A 15,575-nucleotide genomic window follows, 5' to 3' on the forward strand; every position below is an offset into this window, starting at 1 on the left:
ATCCGTTGCAAACCAGCGCAGTCATGCGCAATGACAGGAGACTTTACGACATGAAAAAGCCCATTCGATTCCCGCGCGGCCCGGCGCTGGCGGCGGCCTTGCTGGCCGCGACCGTCGCGCTGACGGCGAGCGCCGCCGATATCAAGAGCGGTTTGAAGATCGCCTTTTTGCCGAAGCAGATCAACAATCCGTACGAAGTGATCGCCGACGACGGCGGCATGGCCGCGATCAAGGAGATGAAGGGCGAGGGCAAGGTGGTCGGGCCGTCGGATGCGGGCGCTTCATCGCAGGTGAGCTATATCAACACGCTCATCACGCAGCGGCAAAATGCGATCGTGATCGCGGCAAACGATGCGAACGCGGTCGTGCCGTATCTGAAGAAAGCGATGTCGCAGGGCATCAAGGTCGTGACGTTCGATTCCGATACTGCGCCCGATGGCCGGCAGGTCTTCGTGAATCAGGCCGATTCGGAAGCGATCGGGCGCGGGCAGATTCAGTTGCTGTCGAAGCTGATCGGCGGCGAGGGCGAGTTCGCGATTCTCTCGGCGACGCCGAACGCCACGAATCAGAACACCTGGATCAAATGGATGCAGGAGGAGCTCAAGAAGCCCGAATATTCGAAGATGAAGCTCGTGAAGATCGCCTATGGTAACGACGACGATCAGAAGTCGTTCGTCGAAACGCAGGGCTTGTTGCAGGCGTATCCGAATCTGAAGGGCATCGTCGCGCCGACATCGGTGGGGATCGCGGCGGCGGCGCGCTATATCTCGAGTTCGCCGGCAAAGGGCAAGGTCGTCGTGACGGGGCTCGGCACGCCCAATCAGATGCGCGCGTTCGTGAAGAACGGCACGGTCAAGGCGTTCCAGTTGTGGGATCCGGGCCAGTTGGGTTATCTCGCGGCATTCGCGGCGGCGAATCTCGCATCGGGGACGATCACCGGCAAGGAAGGCGATTCGTTCGATGCCGGCAAGCTCGGCAAGCGGACGGTGGGCAAGAGCGGCGAAGTGATCCTCGGGCCGCCGACTACGTTCGATGCGGCGAATATCGATAACTTCAATTTTTGAGGACGCGGGGTCGCTGCGGACCTGAGAGAAACGAAACGCCCTTCGGGGCGTTTCGTTTTTCAGCGGGTGCCGTGTTGTCGATGCGTGCCGCAAATGCCTTTTCGATCAGCGAGTTGGGTCGATGCTCCCAGGGCTATCCACAGGGCTCTCCACAAAAACTGTGGATAGATTTGCGATGTGGTGCATCAACCCCGCGCCTCGAATTTGCCCCGCTTCGAAAACCGGGGACAACCGCACACAGTCATTTGATCGCCTGCCCGGCTCTCAGCACCTGCACCGCCGTCGCCGATTCGAACTGCGCGTGGACCGTATCGCCTGCCTTCAGCCCCGCAAGCGACACGTCCGGCGCGACTTCGAGCGTCACCGTCCGGCTCGGCCCGCGCAAGGTCACGCGCCGGTTCTTCGCATCGACCCGCTCGATCGTCCCGATCACCTCGACGATGCGCGCCTGCGCCATCACGCCGCCCGACGCCGGGATCGCCGCTTCAGTGTCGATGCGCTGACGTATCCCGTCGGACTTCATCTTCGTCGCGCGCACGAGCAGTGCGCTGCGATATTCGATGTTGACGATATCGCCCAACTGAAGCTTCTTGACATTGCCGATCTCGGGATTCACCGCCACTTCCACGACACGGCCGGCCGGACCCTGCAGCGACACGCTGTTAGTCACGGGATCGATGCCGACCACGCGTGCCTGCACTTGCGCGATTGCTGCCGCACCGCGCGCGGTCGGCGCCGACGCCGCATCCTGAGCCGATGCATTGCCGATCGCCGTGAAGGCGAGAGCCGCACAGGTCGCGAGAAGCGTGACGGAGCGATGCGGCCATTGAGTTGACGAACGAATCATGGGTTGCCTCCTTGTTTTCAGATAGCGCTTCATTCACTGTCACAAACGACGCCCTCATCGGCGCGACTTCGACAACAAGTGCCCCAGCCCGAGATTGGTGGCGATCTGCCAGATATAGACGCGCGAGTAGCGCACGCCATAGCGCCGCTCGATCACTTCGCGCAGACGGGCATTGGTCCAGGTATCGCTCCCGAAGCCATGCTCTCTGGCCGACCCTTGCAGCGCGGCGGCGATCCAGTCGAGCGCCTCGCGATCGAGCACCGACGCGCGCCCGCCGACGCCCATCTTCGCGAGCGCGTCGAGACCGCCCTCGGTGACGATGGCCTTGTAGCGCCGCACTGTCTGCACGGAAAGATGCAGTTGCTCGGCCACCGCCTCGACCGACGCGCCATCGAGCAGCATGCGTCCCGCCGTCATGCGTCGCACGACGCTCGGCAGTGTGTCGGGACGGGAGAGCATGGCGTGCGCCGCTCGATCGTTCGGATTACGTGCGATCGTTCGTGACGTCAGGCACGGCCGCGAGAAGCGGAGCCGGCCCTGATGCTCGTCCTTGTGCCCGTCGATGCGCGCGAGCGATGGATGCAACGTTGCGGCGTCCGTATGCGTTCATGCTTGCCCCCTTGTCGAATGGAGACGGCGGGACTTGATCGGGCGTGCTTGACGTCGGCCGATGTGCGGCTCGCATAGCCGGGCCGACTTACAGAGAAGTACCAATAAACGTTTTCAGGCTCGACGGGCAACCATCGGCGAAAATTTTTTCGGCTTGATAAATTTCGGCGAATTGCCTATGAACGCTGCCGATGAGCAGCGGATGCGCGATCGGCGACGCAAGGCGCGACGCGGCGTGCAATGCCGCGCGCGTCCGTTTCAACGCGTGTGTTCGGTGGCATTCAGACGAACGACATGCCATTCATACGCCGCACGTGCGTCATGCGCCGTGCGCCGTGGAACGGACGTATCCAGGTGATCGACGACGTGTCAAACGCGATAGAACTCGATGTCCTGGCCGGCGTGAACCGCGCGCTTGAGCCACTCGGGCATATCGCCGAGGCCGTCCCACGTATCGCCATTTGCGTTTCGGAATATCGGTGCGGCGCCATCCCCGGAGTGCGGAAACAAAGGCAATTGCGGCATCGGCCGTTTTGCCTTGGACGCGCCATGAGCCCCGTTGGTCTTGGTGAAGGAGGGCGGTGGTGTTACCACCGGCGCTTCGGCCAGTGCTTCAGCCAACGCGGTCTCGGTAATGCCGAACTCAGCCATTCGGCTGCGCAAATACGCAATGATGCTGTCTCGCTTTCTTTCGTCCACGGCTTTCCTGATTCAGCTTTTGATTTTCAGAAGACGAGCCGAAACCCCGCGCGGACCGGGGCGGCTCGATGACTCGAATATAAGTGTTTTATGAAGCGTGACGCAGTGCCTGGCTCGCGTCAATTAGTGTATTTACCGCACGTCTATTAATTCGCCCGGTGACCTGGCCTTTAATACGGGCATTGCCCGAATGCGAACGTTGGCCCGCCCCGCGCATCGCCGTGACGGACGCGCGAAACATATGCGCGCGGAAAGTCACGTCGGGGAGCCACGAACCGATGGCGAGGCCCGCACCGCCATGAAGCATGGCGTTCGAACCTCGCTTAACCCTATTGTATGCTGCTTGTGGCAACTATTAAAACGTTTTAACGACTGTGTTGTTCCCCCGGTAATTCGGCACCATGCGCGCGAATGGCGGCAATCAGTTCCGCGGGTGTTATTTCATAACGCACTTCGCGGTGAATGCCGGGTTTGCGCTCGTCGATTTCAATCAGCAGTACGGCTTTGCCGTCCGCGGCGGGTTCGAGGCGCAGCGAACGCACTTCCTGTCCGCTGGCATCGTCGTATTCCGTCAGGAGCGTCATGGCGCCGGTGGCGGCGCTTCTCGGCATTGACATTCTTCCTCCCGTCTTGCGACGTCATTGTTGTTGTTTCACCGCGCCATCCACCGGCGTGCACGAAATTCGGGCGCGCTGCATTGGGATTCAGATTGGCGAATGAGGCGGACGCGAAAGGCGGCGCGGCCAGCGCCATCCTCCGGTATCTCATTATTGCCTGTCAAAAGTGCGCGCGTCCAGCGTGAGGCGCGCGGGAAACTTGTGGCCCTTTTTTTTGTGCGGCGTCGTTTGGGCTCACGCGCCCTGGCCGATCGCGTCCCGCGCCTGGCTCGCGAGCTCGAAGGAACGCAGGCGTGCCTGTTGATCGAAAATCTGCGCGGTGATGATCAGCTCGTCCGCCTGCGTCTGGTCGATCACCGAGCGCAGGCCGGCTTCCACATCGGCCGGAGCGCCCACTACCGAGCACGCCAGCGAGTGTTCGACGCCCGCGCGCTCGGCGTCGCTCCATGCGATCGATTCGACCGGTGGCGGCAACTGGCCGGGCGTGCCGCGACGCAGATTGATGAATTGCTGTTGCAGCGACGTGAAGTGGAAGCGCGCTTCCTCGGCGGTATCGGCGGCGAAGACGTTGACGCCGACCATCACATAGGGCTTTTGCAGGGACGCGGACGGGCGGAACTGCTTGCGATAAACCTCCAGCGCGGTCAGCAGATAATCCGGTGCGAAATGTGACGCGAACGCAAACGGCAGCCCCAGCGCGGCCGCGAGCTGCGCCGAAAAGAGGGATGAGCCGAGCAGCCAGATCGGCACATGCAGCCCGGCGCCGGCCACGGCGCGCACGCGCTGGCCTTCGACCGGATCGGCGAAATAGCGTTGCAACTCGACGACATCATCCGGGAACGACTCGGCGCTGCCGTGCAGATCGCGGCGCAGCGCACGCGCGGTGGTCTGGTCGGTGCCGGGCGCGCGCCCGAGCCCGAGGTCGATGCGCCCCGGAAACAGCGACGCGAGCGTGCCGAACTGCTCGGCAATCACGAGCGGCGCGTGATTCGGCAGCATGATGCCGCCCGAGCCGACGCGAATCGTCGTCGTGCCCGCCGCGATATGGCCGATCACGACAGCAGTCGCCGCGCTGGCGATGCCCGTCATGTTGTGGTGCTCCGCGAGCCAGTAGCGCAGATAGCCCCAGCGCTCGGCGTGCCGGGCGAGATCCAGCGAATGGGCGAAGGCGTCGGCCGGCGTCGAGCCGAGCGGAACCGGAGAAAGGTCGAGTAGCGAGAAGGGGATCATTGCGGCGTTCCGAAAGCGCGGCGGATCGCGATGCGACCGCACCGCGGCGCATGCCACGCGCTGAAAGAATTGATTGTGCCGAAACTGGGAGAATCCTGCCGGATCGGGCGGGCGCGGCTCGGTCAGGCGAGTCGCGGATAGCCGCGGCCGATGGCGTCGCGTTCGTAGTCGAGAATCGGCGCGTAGTCGGCCTGTGTGCGCCGTACGACGCCTCTGAGCCTCAGCCGGGCGGCGAGCGCGGGATCGTGATCGAGCGCGCCGGCGAGTGCCTGCAAAATTGTGTCGATTGCGTCCTGCGGCACGCGCATCGACGCGATGAAAGGCAGCGCGGCCGCGCTCGCCGTCATGCCGAGCGCGCGCACGCCGTCCGTCAGTTCCGGCAGGTGCGCCTGCGCGAACGCGAACGTGACGCAGTCGATCGCGGCGACATCCGCGCGCCCCTCGGCGAGCGCACGCAGCGAGGCGAGATGCGCGCCGGTCTTCGTCACCGAGGCGAAGAACCGTCCGTCGTGCGCGAAAGGGGCGACTGCGTGGCGGAAGAGATTCATGCCGCTGTTGGAATCATCGTCGTTATAGGCGGCGCGCAGGCCGCGGCAACGTTCGATCGTCTGCGCGCCGACATGCCCGCCGGCGACGAGCACGCTGCGATAGGTGCCGCTTTCGCAGCCGGGCACATCGAAATCGGGCGCGCCGATGAGCCGCACGCGATCGGCTAACGCATGCACGAGCGGATAGCCGCAGGTCTGCGAGAACAGCACATCGCCGCGCAGCCAGAAGGCGGTGAGATCCCTATCGGGATCGACAATGTCGAGCGTATCGCCGCGCGCGCTCAGCCAGTCCGCGAGATGCTCACGCACATGCGCGAGCAGCGTGCGCCAGTCCGCGGCGAGCGCGGGCGTCACGTTGTACATCGGCAGGGCGGCGAGCCAGTGCATCGGGAACGGGTAACGAATGACGATGACGGATCGTACAGCGCGGCGCGTCAGCTCGCGAGGCTGGCCGTATCGCCGCTGCGCGCGCTCGGGCGTCGGCCGCTCGGCGACTCGGCAACGGCGAACGGATGCACCGGTTCGGCCGCCTGCGCGAACGCATGGCGAATCGCCCATTCGCCGTATCCCCGCACGACGAACCCGCCGTTGCTCGCGCGATAGCCGTCGCGCCGGCGGGCATACACCTGGCCGAGCGCGAACCACGGCACGCCGGGCAGGTCGTGATGGACGGCGTGATAGTTGTTGTTGAGAAAGAGCAGACGCCACGGCCACGCGGCTTCGTTCACGACCGTACGTTCGCTTTCCTTCTCCGCCGCACGATGCTCCTGAAACGAGCGCACCGAAGCGAGCGCGAGCGACGCATAGCCGACGCCGAACACGAATGCGCGCCACGGAATGCCGCATCGCGTTTCGAGCCAGCTCGCGAGCAGCACGAGCGACGCGAGATGCGCCGCCCAGCTCGCGACGATCCGCCAGCGCCGCTCGACGACGGCCTGCGCCGCCTCGCGCCACGATGCCGCGATCGAGAACCACGGTCCGATCAGCATGCGGCCCGCGAAGGTGTTGCGCGCGGCGAGGGCGGCGCGCAAGACGGGGCCGGCGCTCGCCCATTGCGCCGGCGTCACGTAAAAGCTTTCGGGGTCGCGGCCGGGTTCGGTCAGATGCGCGTCGTCGTGATGACGCAGATGCGATTCCCGGTAGACCTCGTAGGGAAACCACACCGCGAGCGGGGCGATGCCGAAGAGCATGTTGAGAAGCGGCCAGCGCGTTGGATGCCCGTGCATCAGCTCGTGCTGCAGCGACATATACCAGCACGACAGCGCCGCGAGCAGCGCGATGGACGGCACGAGGCCGATCGTGCGGGCGTTGAGCGCGACGCCGAACCAGCCGCCGTAGATCGCGACGATCACCGCCCACGTCGGCCATTCGCTGCGCCAGCGCCAGCTTTCGCGTTGGTTCTGGAGTTCCTGGCGCTGGGCGTCGTCGAGATAGCGGGGCATGGCGGACTTCGATAAAGACGAAGGGCCATGCTAGCGGCGCCGCTTGCCCGTCCCAACCAAGGAATTCGGCTAAGGATTGCGCGATCGGCGCAATAAGCATTCGTCGATGCGGCCGATTTTTGGCCACGCATTCGCCCACGGTATCCTTGATTACTTCAATACCGCATGCGCGCGCCTATGACCGAATCGTTCGAGCCCGCTTCCGCGTCGCATCCGACGCATCGAAAATCGCCGCGCAAATCCGCGCGTCTCATCGCCGGCCTGATCGCCTTCAACGTGTTCGCGTGGCTCTGGGCGCTCGCCGCGTTCCGCCACTATCCGCTGTTGCTCGGCACATCGCTGCTCGCGTATTCGCTCGGGCTGCGTCATGCGGTCGACGCCGACCATATCGCCGCGATCGACAACGTCACCCGCAAGCTGATGCAGGAAGGCAAGCGGCCGCTCTTCGCCGGATTCTTTTTTTCGCTCGGACATTCGACGATCGTCGTCGCGGCCACCGCGCTGATCGCCGCGACCGCGATGGCCGTGCAGGGCCGCTTCACCGAGTTTCGCGAGATCGGCGGGATCATCGGCACGTCGGTGTCGTCGCTATTCCTGTTCGCCATCGCTGCGATGAACCTCTTCGTGCTGCGCGGCGTGTGGCGCGCATTCAGACGCGTGCGGCGCGGCGAGTCCTGCCGCGACGAAGACATCGACATGCTCGCGGTCGGCGGCGGACCGCTCGCGCGCATCGCGCGGCCGCTCTTCAGGCTGATCGGCAAGAGCTGGCACATGTATCCGCTCGGCTTTCTGTTCGGGCTCGGCTTCGACACGGCCACCGAAATTGGTCTAATGGGCATCGCGGCCGCCGAAGCCGCGCGCGGCATGCCGGTCTGGTCGATTCTCGTGTTTCCGGTGCTCTTCACGGCCGGCATGTCGCTCATCGATACCGCGGACAGCCTCCTGATGACGGGCGCCTACGGCTGGGCGTTCACGAAACCGATCCGCAAGCTCTACTACAACCTCACCGTCACGCTCGTGTCGGTGCTGATCGCGTTGCTCGTCGGCGGCATCGAGGCGCTCGGGCTGATCGCGGACCGGCTGCAACTGAAGGGCGGACTGTGGGACATGGGCGCGTCGCTGTCCGAGCACTTCGGGATGCTCGGCTATGGAATCGTTGCGATCTTCGCCGCGTGCTGGCTGGTTTCCGCGCTCATTTACAAGTGGCGCGGCTATGACTCGATCGACCGCACCATCGCCCGCTAGCGTCATGGGCATCGTTCGTGCTTCGTCAATGCCTCAGCCGCTCATCCACTCTCCGTATCGAGCGGCGTTCAGGGAGAACGAACATGAACGAGCCGCAAGCCGGCGACTCCGCCAAGGGGAATTCCGCTGGAGCGGACTCGCCGCACCTCGATAGCGCCGAACAGGAACAGGCCGCCGAACACTCGGCGCCGCATCCGCTCGTCATCCATGAGATCGTGCGCGAGGAAGGCGAAGTCGCGATGGAGCGCACGTTCGCCGCGCTGATGTGGTCGGCGCTCGCCGCCGGCCTCTCGATGGGCTTCTCCTTTCTCGTCCAGTCGATCCTCGAAGGCGCGCTGCCGGACACGGCATGGCGCGGCCTCATCTCGAGCTTCGGCTATACGATCGGCTTCGTCTTCGTCATCCTCGGACGTCAGCAGCTCTTTACCGAAAGCACGCTCACGGCGGTGCTGCCCGTGCTCACGCGGCGCGATCTCGTGACCTTGTTCAAGACGCTGCGTCTCTGGGCGATCGTGCTCTTCTTCAACCTCGTCGGCACGGCGATCTTCGCCGCCATCCTGCAGATTCGCGGCGTATTCGCGCCAGAAGTGATCGATGCGCTCGCCAAGGTCGCGATGACGCCGCTTTCCGCCGAGTTCGGCGTGACCGTCGTGCGCGGCGTGTTCTCCGGCTGGCTGATCGCGCTCATGGTTTGGCTCCTGCCGAGCGCGCGCTCGGGGCGTCTCCTGACCATCCTGCTCGTGACGTACACGGTCGCGGTGAGCAAGCTCACGCACGTCATCGCGGGATCGGTCGAAGCGGCGTACGCGGTGATGATCGGCGCGGCCAGCATCCCCGACTACTTTTTCGTGTTTCTCGTGCCGACGTTCATCGGCAACGTGATCGGCGGCGTGTCGCTCGTCGCGATCATCAATCATGCGGCGATCGCGCCGGAAATCTGAGTGCCGCGAGCACGCCGCGATCGAAGACGATCGCCCTTACTTGTTGCTGCCCGCGCCCGTGCCGTACAGGCCGTTATTGAAGCCGCCGCTGCCCTCGGACTTGCGATCCTTGCCCGCGGTCGCGGCGCGGCCCTTGGCGGCATCCTTCGACTGCGGTTTCTGCGATTCATGCATGGCGGTGCCCGACGGAGCGGCGCTCGATGTCGAATCGGACTGACGATTGTCCTGATTGCCGGCGCCGCCGCCGTTCGTGATCTGCGCGACCCCGTACGTGCTGAACGCTGCCATGAGACTGGCGAGGACGGCATTCGCGAGCAGCGGACCGGGCCGGCGCGAGGCGCGCGCGTGGTCGTGACGAACTGTGGACATGACAACTCCCGGCATGATCGAAGGACTTGCTATCGAGCATGAACGGTGCCCGGCGGCGGCCGGACGCGTCCGCAATGCATCGGAGTCGAAAGTTCGAGCACCGCTGCACGCCCGGCTCGTCACGAAACGCGGGCGTGAACGACGGAATCGCGCCGCGGCGCGAGCGGCGAAAGCGGTTGTCAGGCCGCTTTCGCCCAAAGCCTGTTGGTCGACTTCCTGCGGCTGCCGGAGCCGTCGCGGGGGCCGTTGTCTACCGTGTCGAGCGCGATGCGCAGCGCCTCGATGCGCTGTTTCTGCGCGGGCACGAGCGCGTAACCCTTCATCACCGCGGTAAGACGCTCGCGCCAGTACTCGACGTTGAGCGTGCCGGAAGATTGTTTGTGCATGGTGCGGAGTTGCGCGAGCGCGCGCTCGATGTGTTGAAGCTCGACGTCCGCCATCGCCGAGGGCAAAAGGCTGCCCTTGGTCTCGCTTTTCTTCTTCATTTTTCTGGTCTTCCTCTCGGCCATACGGCGCGTGGTCCCGACATCGGACACGCGCACCGTCCAGGCACCCCGTTCACCCGCGCATTTTTTTGTAGCGTTGCGGGCGGCCCTTGCTCTTTTCTTCGGTAGACCGATCGTTACCCGTCTCAGCGAGTTCGATCGTTAGCAAAAATGTACGCAACGCAAGCCTGCAGGCTCCGTCTGTCATCGCACATTCATGTGAGGAAGCGGGGATTTCGATGTTGCGCCGCGCCAGGGCGGCGCGGATCGATCGGGACGACGAGACAACGACCCTTATTCGGCGCCTTCGGCGGGCGCTTTCGCCGTGCGCTTTCCGCTGCGGCCGATCTGCTCTTCCATCGCGAGATCGAGCTTGCTCACCTTGCGCGGCTTGCCTGGCTCGCGCGCATTGACGAACGCGACGAACTCGTCCATCGGCATGGGATCGGAGAGCTTTTTCGAGCCTTCGGCCGAGCGCTCGGCGAGATAGAAGAGCCCGCCCGGCATCGAGATGGCCGCGTAGTTCGCGTTGCCGCTGCGTGTCTTGAGCCGTTCCACGGCCCCGATGGCTTTGGTCGAGCGCATGATGTGCCTGCTTATTTCTGGGGTTCGTCGTGGGCGGTCGCGTCGGCCGGCGCGCATTTCTTGCCCGCGCCCTCGATCCACAGATTCGACGGATGACGCTGCCCCGGATAGAAGCGATACGTGGTCTCGCCGTTGTCGTAACGGACCTTGATCACGTTCGAATCGCCGAATTCGAGCATCACGCCTTGCGGAATGGCCGTCTTCTGGAATTTGGCGTCGTGCTTCTTCGCCTCGTCGGCGATGCACTGGACGATGCCGTTCACCTTGTTGTCAGTCGATGACTTCTCGACTTCGGGTTGTCCCGCGTCTTCGTTATGAAACTGTGCGCAAGCGGCGAAAAGCACAGGCAACGCGAGCGCCGCGGCGAGTTTTTTCATGGTCTTTCCCGTTTGATCTCTTGGTGCCGGACACGACATTAGAGCATAAGCCCTTTACAGTCCGGGCAGGTTCGCGGGGGTGCGCCTGACCGGTGCAGCAAGGCCCGCGCCCGCCTGCGCGGCGGCTCAGGCGTCGGGCGGAACGCCGAGCAGCGGCAGCGTCCCGCCGACGATGCCGGAGAACACCGGCCCCGCCACCGTGCCGCCGTAGTAGGTGCCGCCCGTGGGCTCGTCGATCATCACCGCGACGATCACGCGCGGATCGCTCATCGGCGCAATGCCCACGAACGACGCCCGGTACTTGTTCGCCGCGTACGAACGCCCGACCTGCTTGCGCGCCGTGCCGGTCTTGCCGCCGACGCGATAGCCCTCGACCGCCGCGGCGCGCCCCGTGCCGTGGTCGCCGATCGCCATTTCGAGCATGTTGCGCACGGCCTTCGCGGTCGCGGGCTTCGTCACCTGCATGGCGTCGCCGCGTGATTCGCCCTGAATCAGCGTGGCCGGATGAAAGCGTCCGTCGCCGGCATAGGCGGTATAGATTTGCGCGATCTGCAGGAGCGAGAGCGAGAGGCCGTAGCCATAGGCCATCGTCGCCTGCTCGATCGGCTTCCAGCGCTCGGGCGAGCGCAGGCGGCCGGTCGCCGCGCCGGGAAATGTCAGCTCGGGCGCGCGGCCGATGCCGTATTCGCGGTACTTGTCCCAGATCGTCTGCGCGGGAAGTTGCAGCGCGAGCTTCGTAAGCGCGACGTTGCTGGACATCTGCACCGCCTCGGCCACGGTGATGACGCCGTGGTTCGATGTGTCGTGGATCACGTTCGGGCCGAGCTTGAACGTGCCTGGCGCCGTGTCGATGCGCGTGTCCGGGCGTACCTTCCCCAGATCGATCGACAATGCGGCGACGAGCGGCTTGATCGTCGAGCCGGGCTCGAAGGTGTCGGTGAGCGCGCGGTTGCGCAACTGCTCGCCGGTGAGACGCGAGCGATCATTCGGATCGAAGCTCGGGTAGTTGGCGAGCGCGAGCACCTCGCCGTTCTTCGCGTCGAGCACGACGACGCTGCCCGCGCGGGCCTTGTGCTTCACGATCGCCGACTTCAGTTGCGAATGCGCGAGCTGCTGGATGCGCCGGTCGATCGTCAGTTGAATGGTCTCGCCGTTCTGCGGCATGGCCGGCTCGCCGATTTGCGAGACCACGCGTCCGAGGCGGTCGCGAATCACCTCGCGCTGGCCCGCTTCGCCCGTCAGGCGAGTATCCGCGGCGAGCTCGACGCCTTCCTGGCCGTGATCCTCGTTATTGGTGAAGCCGACGACGTGCGCCGCCGATTCGCCTTCGGGATAGAAGCGCTTCGTGTCCGGCACGAGCGTGATGCCCGCGCGTCCGATCGTCGCGATCCGCTCGGCGGTCTCGGCTTCGACCTGACGCTTGAGCAGGACGAACGCGCGGTTCGCGTCGATGCGCCGCTGCAAGTCCTTCGGCGGCATGTCGAGCAGGCGCGCGATCTCGTTGCCGTGGTCGCCGTCGAACAACTTGGGCGTCGCCCAGACTTCGTAGGTGGCGAGGCTCACGGCGAGCATCGCCCCGTTCCGATCGACGATGCGCCCGCGCGTCGCCGAAAGCGCCAGCGTGCGCTGGTAGCGCTTCTGGCCTTCGCCGAGATAAAACTTGTGGTCGATGACCTGCACCCACAGCGCGCGCCCGGCGAGCGACAGGAAGGCCGCGGTCATGCCGATCACGACGAGGCGCGAGCGCCATTCGGGCAGCCGGTTCGCGAGCACCGTGCTGCGGTGATGCGTCTGGAAATCGCTGCCGCCGCGCGTCTTGTTCTTGAACATCGTTGTCTTGTGATTAAGCTTGGTTGTGCCGGCCGCAGTGTCCGCGTTTCAGGGCAGACGGGCGAGCGCGGCGTCGAGACCGGCGCTATCCGGCAGACGAATGCCGATCTCGTTTTCGAGCGTACGGCGCAGGTCGGCGACGTTGCCGAGCGCGCGATGATCGCTGCCTTCGCGTTCGTCGTGCACCGAGAGGCGCCGGTTGAGCAGACCGAAGCGCTTGCCCGGCGCGAGACGCGCGGCCAGCAGGTTGTGCAGGAAGATCGACTGCGGGTAAGTGGACACGAAATGGTTGGCCATCTCGTAGTCGACGTCATACTGCGGGTCGAGGTCGAAGCGATAGACGCGCGTCCATGAACCGTTGACGAGCGCCTGCAGAACGAACCCTGAAGGCTCGCCGCCGGCGTCGTCGAGGCGGAAAGCGCCGTGCGGCGTGATCTGCTCGAGGCCCGTCTGGAGTGCGAGCGGTGCGGACAGCGTCATGCCGCCGAAACCGACATCGGTGACGAAGGTGCCTTCGTCGAGATCGACGAGCAGGAGCATGTGCGTGCGCGCCGGCATTTCCGGCGTCTCCCGGCCCCATAGGACGCGGGCCGCGAAGCTGCGGACGCGAAAACCCAGCGTCTGCAGTACGCTGCGAAACAGCAGATTATGCTCGTAGCAGTAACCGCCGCGCCGACTTGCGACGAGTTTGCGCTGGATCGATTCGAGATCGAGCCTGACCGGGCGTCCGATCAGCACGTCGAGGTTTTCGAAAGGAATGGTCTGCGGATGAAGCAGATGCAGCGTGCGCAGCGTGTCGAGCGTCGGCGCCGGCCGTGCGGGTCCGGAAAAGCCGATGCGCTCGAAGTACGCGGCAAGGTCGATTGAATTGTCGTGTGCGTTCATGGGAGTCCAGGCCTCGAGTCGGCTTCGATGTCGCAAGGTCCGCCAGCGCGGGCGCCGAGCGCGCATATTTTACGACACGAAAGCTCATAAATTACAAAAAGCATACGGTTTCGGCGCGCGGGCTTGCGGCGCGACATCGAAATGAACTGTGCCGCATCGATGAAGGTCTTTCCAGGTTCACGCGCAACTGACAAGGGGCGATACGCCATGCCGAAGGAATCGAACGAAGCGAATCAATCGAACGAAGCGAATCCCGCGAACCCGGCGAGCGCGACATGCGCCGGCAAGCAACCTGCGCCGCCATGCACGCTCGTGATTTTCGGAGCCGGCGGCGATCTCACCAAGCGGCTCCTGATGCCGTCGCTCTACAACCTGTCTGCCGACAAGTTACTCGACGACGGCATGGAGATCATCGGGGTGAACCACGGCGAGCGCGAGACGTCCGAATGGCGCGACGAGCTCACGCAGTCGCTGCGCGCCTTCGCCGCCGACAAGGCCGCCACCTTCCACACGTCGCAGTTGAACGAAGCGGCGTGGAACTGGGTCGTCGGACGGCTCGAGTACTTTCCGGGCGAATTCGAGGAAGACGAAACCTTCGCGCGGCTCAAGGCGCGGCTCGCGAAAGCGAAGGCGGGCAACGTCGTGTTCTATCTCGCGGTGGGGGCGCGATTTTTTCAGCCGATCATCGAGCATCTCGGCGCGGCCGGCCTGCTCGAAGAGAAGGATGGCAACTTCAGGCGGCTCGTCATCGAGAAGCCGTTCGGGACCGATCTGGCGTCGGCACGGGCGCTCAACGCCTGCATCCTCAACTATGCGGGCGAGTCGCAGGTGTATCGCATCGACCATTTTCTCGGCAAGGACACGGTGCAGAGCATCCTCGCCGTGCGCTTCGCCAACGCGATGTTCGAACCTGTCTGGCGGCGCGAATACATCGATAACGTGCAGATCACGGCGGCGGAGACGATCGGCGTGGAAGGGCGCGGCAAGTTCTACGAGCAGACGGGCGCGTTTCGCGACATGCTGCCGAACCATCTTTTCCAGTTGCTCGGCATGGTGGCGATGGAGCCGCCCAATTCCTTCGATGCCGAATCCGTGCGTGACCGCAAAGCCGAAGTCTTCGATGCGCTCCGTCCACTCACGGCGAACGATGTCGTGCTCGGCCAGTATGAAGCCGGACCCGCCGGGCCGGGCTACAGGGAAGAGGCGGGCGTCGCGAAGGACAGCCGCACGGAGACCTATGCGGCGGCGCGCGTGTATGTCGAGAACTGGCGCTGGGCGGGCGTGCCGTTCTATCTGCGCACCGGCAAGCGGCTGACCGAGCGGCGCACGGAGATCTCGGTGCAACTGAAAGCCGTGCCGTTCCTGCTGTTTCGCGACACGCCCGTCGATGCGCTCACGCCGAACGTCTTCACGCTGCGCATCGACCCGGCGCACGGCACGACGTTCGACTTCAACGTGAAGGTGCCGGGGCCGGTGATGCAGATCGGCAAGGTGCGCTCGGCCTTCAACTACGCCGATTTCTTCGCGGAGCGGGCGAACGTCGGCTACGAGACGCTGCTCTACGACTGCATGCTCGGCGACGCAACGCTTTTTCAGCGCGCGGACAGCATCGAGACGGCGTGGGCGGCGGTGGATCGCGTGCTGCATCCGGAGAGCCCGCTTGCCGTACACGGTTATGCGGCGGGCAGCGCGGGGCCGGCGGAGTCGGATCAACTGCTGGCGCAGGACGGCCGCACCTGGCGCGCGCTGACCGATACGCGCAAGAAGGACTGAACTCATCCAACCGGAACGCAACCACAAGG

At 64.7% G+C, this 15,575-nt stretch carries 18 protein-coding genes; 4 read left to right on the plus strand and 14 right to left on the minus strand.

Going from position 1 to position 15,575, the window contains the following annotated elements; genetic code table 11:
* The first annotated feature begins 50 nt into the window (after positions 1-50).
* Positions 51-1,064 carry a rhamnose ABC transporter substrate-binding protein gene (gene rhaS / locus NCT32_RS16660; protein WP_061115926.1) on the plus strand — a complete coding sequence of 338 codons (1,014 nt, stop codon included), beginning with the start codon at positions 51-53 and terminating at the stop codon, positions 1,062-1,064.
* Between the two features lie 241 nt (positions 1,065-1,305).
* Here the strand turns inward: rhaS and NCT32_RS16665 are convergent, their stop codons facing one another.
* The 8 genes from NCT32_RS16665 to NCT32_RS16700 all read right to left on the minus strand — a co-directional run bounded on the left by NCT32_RS16665 (position 1,306) and on the right by NCT32_RS16700 (position 7,056).
* Positions 1,306-1,911 carry a copper-binding protein gene (locus NCT32_RS16665; protein ID WP_061115925.1) on the minus strand — a complete coding sequence of 202 codons (606 nt, stop codon included), beginning with the start codon at positions 1,909-1,911 and terminating at the stop codon, positions 1,306-1,308.
* A gap of 54 nt (positions 1,912-1,965) precedes the next feature.
* Positions 1,966-2,370, minus strand: coding sequence for a helix-turn-helix domain-containing protein (locus NCT32_RS16670; RefSeq protein WP_061116104.1), 405 nt, complete (start codon positions 2,368-2,370; stop codon positions 1,966-1,968).
* A 238-nt stretch (positions 2,371-2,608) separates the two neighbouring features.
* Positions 2,609-2,782: a hypothetical protein gene (locus NCT32_RS16675; protein ID WP_250477400.1), complete on the minus strand. Its 174-nt coding sequence runs from the start codon at positions 2,780-2,782 to the stop codon at positions 2,609-2,611.
* Positions 2,783-2,889: 107 nt separating this feature from the next.
* The gene (locus NCT32_RS16680) at positions 2,890-3,219 is read right to left on the minus strand and encodes an H-NS family nucleoid-associated regulatory protein (protein ID WP_061115924.1); all 330 of its coding nucleotides are present in this window, start codon (positions 3,217-3,219) and stop codon (positions 2,890-2,892) included.
* 365 nt (positions 3,220-3,584) lie between these two features.
* Positions 3,585-3,830: a hypothetical protein gene (locus NCT32_RS16685; protein WP_008353523.1), complete on the minus strand. Its 246-nt coding sequence runs from the start codon at positions 3,828-3,830 to the stop codon at positions 3,585-3,587.
* A gap of 240 nt (positions 3,831-4,070) precedes the next feature.
* Complete coding sequence (locus NCT32_RS16690; protein ID WP_250490445.1) at positions 4,071-5,066, minus strand: LLM class flavin-dependent oxidoreductase; 996 nt, start codon at positions 5,064-5,066, stop codon at positions 4,071-4,073.
* 122 nt (positions 5,067-5,188) lie between these two features.
* Positions 5,189-6,001 (minus strand): phosphate/phosphite/phosphonate ABC transporter substrate-binding protein, encoded by an 813-nt coding sequence (locus tag NCT32_RS16695; RefSeq protein WP_061115923.1) that lies wholly within the window; start codon positions 5,999-6,001, stop codon positions 5,189-5,191.
* A 47-nt stretch (positions 6,002-6,048) separates the two neighbouring features.
* Positions 6,049-7,056, minus strand: coding sequence for a fatty acid desaturase (locus NCT32_RS16700; RefSeq protein WP_061115922.1), 1,008 nt, complete (start codon positions 7,054-7,056; stop codon positions 6,049-6,051).
* Between the two features lie 177 nt (positions 7,057-7,233).
* Between NCT32_RS16700 and NCT32_RS16705 the strand changes: the two genes are divergently transcribed.
* Together NCT32_RS16705 and NCT32_RS16710 are read left to right on the plus strand one after the other, a co-directional pair.
* A complete protein-coding gene (locus NCT32_RS16705) occupies positions 7,234-8,301 on the plus strand; it encodes a HoxN/HupN/NixA family nickel/cobalt transporter (protein ID WP_061116102.1) in 1,068 nt (355 codons plus the stop codon).
* An 83-nt stretch (positions 8,302-8,384) separates the two neighbouring features.
* Complete coding sequence (locus tag NCT32_RS16710) at positions 8,385-9,242, plus strand: formate/nitrite transporter family protein (RefSeq protein ID WP_061115921.1); 858 nt, start codon at positions 8,385-8,387, stop codon at positions 9,240-9,242.
* Between the two features lie 36 nt (positions 9,243-9,278).
* Here the strand turns inward: NCT32_RS16710 and NCT32_RS16715 are convergent, their stop codons facing one another.
* The 6 genes from NCT32_RS16715 to NCT32_RS16740 form a co-directional block, all read right to left on the minus strand.
* Entirely contained in the window at positions 9,279-9,611 is a 333-nt protein-coding gene (locus NCT32_RS16715) for a hypothetical protein (protein ID WP_061115920.1), read from the minus strand.
* A 179-nt stretch (positions 9,612-9,790) separates the two neighbouring features.
* On the minus strand, positions 9,791-10,153 hold the full coding sequence (locus NCT32_RS16720; protein WP_250490446.1) for a hypothetical protein: 363 nt from the start codon (positions 10,151-10,153) through the stop codon (positions 9,791-9,793).
* Between the two features lie 237 nt (positions 10,154-10,390).
* On the minus strand, positions 10,391-10,681 hold the full coding sequence (locus NCT32_RS16725) for a hypothetical protein (protein ID WP_061115918.1): 291 nt from the start codon (positions 10,679-10,681) through the stop codon (positions 10,391-10,393).
* Positions 10,682-10,692: 11 nt separating this feature from the next.
* Positions 10,693-11,058, minus strand: coding sequence for a hypothetical protein (locus tag NCT32_RS16730; protein ID WP_061115917.1), 366 nt, complete (start codon positions 11,056-11,058; stop codon positions 10,693-10,695).
* 126 nt (positions 11,059-11,184) lie between these two features.
* Positions 11,185-12,888 (minus strand): penicillin-binding protein 2, encoded by a 1,704-nt coding sequence (locus tag NCT32_RS16735; RefSeq protein ID WP_061115916.1) that lies wholly within the window; start codon positions 12,886-12,888, stop codon positions 11,185-11,187.
* Between the two features lie 48 nt (positions 12,889-12,936).
* The gene (locus NCT32_RS16740) at positions 12,937-13,773 is read right to left on the minus strand and encodes an arylamine N-acetyltransferase (protein ID WP_061115915.1); all 837 of its coding nucleotides are present in this window, start codon (positions 13,771-13,773) and stop codon (positions 12,937-12,939) included.
* A 207-nt stretch (positions 13,774-13,980) separates the two neighbouring features.
* Here NCT32_RS16740 and zwf point away from each other — a divergent pair, with 207 nt between their 5' ends.
* The gene (zwf, locus tag NCT32_RS16745; RefSeq protein ID WP_061115914.1) at positions 13,981-15,546 is read left to right on the plus strand and encodes a glucose-6-phosphate dehydrogenase; all 1,566 of its coding nucleotides are present in this window, start codon (positions 13,981-13,983) and stop codon (positions 15,544-15,546) included.
* Positions 15,547-15,575 lie beyond the last annotated feature (29 nt).

Source organism: Caballeronia sp. INML2, assembly GCF_023631365.1.
GTDB lineage: Bacteria > Pseudomonadota > Gammaproteobacteria > Burkholderiales > Burkholderiaceae > Caballeronia > Caballeronia turbans.

Bases quoted from the DNA above. Each gene is read 5' to 3' on its own strand.
- rhaS (WP_061115926.1), top strand. From the start codon at position 51: ATGAAAAAGCCCATTCGATTCCCGCGCGGCCCGGCGCTGGCGGCGGCC.
- NCT32_RS16665 (WP_061115925.1), bottom strand. From the start codon at position 1,911: ATGATTCGTTCGTCAACTCAATGGCCGCATCGCTCCGTCACGCTTCTC.
- NCT32_RS16670 (WP_061116104.1), bottom strand. From the start codon at position 2,370: ATGCTCTCCCGTCCCGACACACTGCCGAGCGTCGTGCGACGCATGACG.
- NCT32_RS16685 (WP_008353523.1), bottom strand. From the start codon at position 3,830: ATGCCGAGAAGCGCCGCCACCGGCGCCATGACGCTCCTGACGGAATAC.
- NCT32_RS16690 (WP_250490445.1), bottom strand. From the start codon at position 5,066: ATGATCCCCTTCTCGCTACTCGACCTTTCTCCGGTTCCGCTCGGCTCG.
- NCT32_RS16695 (WP_061115923.1), bottom strand. From the start codon at position 6,001: ATGCACTGGCTCGCCGCCCTGCCGATGTACAACGTGACGCCCGCGCTC.
- NCT32_RS16700 (WP_061115922.1), bottom strand. From the start codon at position 7,056: ATGCCCCGCTATCTCGACGACGCCCAGCGCCAGGAACTCCAGAACCAA.
- NCT32_RS16705 (WP_061116102.1), top strand. From the start codon at position 7,234: ATGACCGAATCGTTCGAGCCCGCTTCCGCGTCGCATCCGACGCATCGA.
- NCT32_RS16710 (WP_061115921.1), top strand. From the start codon at position 8,385: ATGAACGAGCCGCAAGCCGGCGACTCCGCCAAGGGGAATTCCGCTGGA.
- NCT32_RS16715 (WP_061115920.1), bottom strand. From the start codon at position 9,611: ATGTCCACAGTTCGTCACGACCACGCGCGCGCCTCGCGCCGGCCCGGT.
- NCT32_RS16725 (WP_061115918.1), bottom strand. From the start codon at position 10,681: ATGCGCTCGACCAAAGCCATCGGGGCCGTGGAACGGCTCAAGACACGC.
- NCT32_RS16730 (WP_061115917.1), bottom strand. From the start codon at position 11,058: ATGAAAAAACTCGCCGCGGCGCTCGCGTTGCCTGTGCTTTTCGCCGCT.
- NCT32_RS16735 (WP_061115916.1), bottom strand. From the start codon at position 12,888: ATGTTCAAGAACAAGACGCGCGGCGGCAGCGATTTCCAGACGCATCAC.
- NCT32_RS16740 (WP_061115915.1), bottom strand. From the start codon at position 13,773: ATGAACGCACACGACAATTCAATCGACCTTGCCGCGTACTTCGAGCGC.
- zwf (WP_061115914.1), top strand. From the start codon at position 13,981: ATGCCGAAGGAATCGAACGAAGCGAATCAATCGAACGAAGCGAATCCC.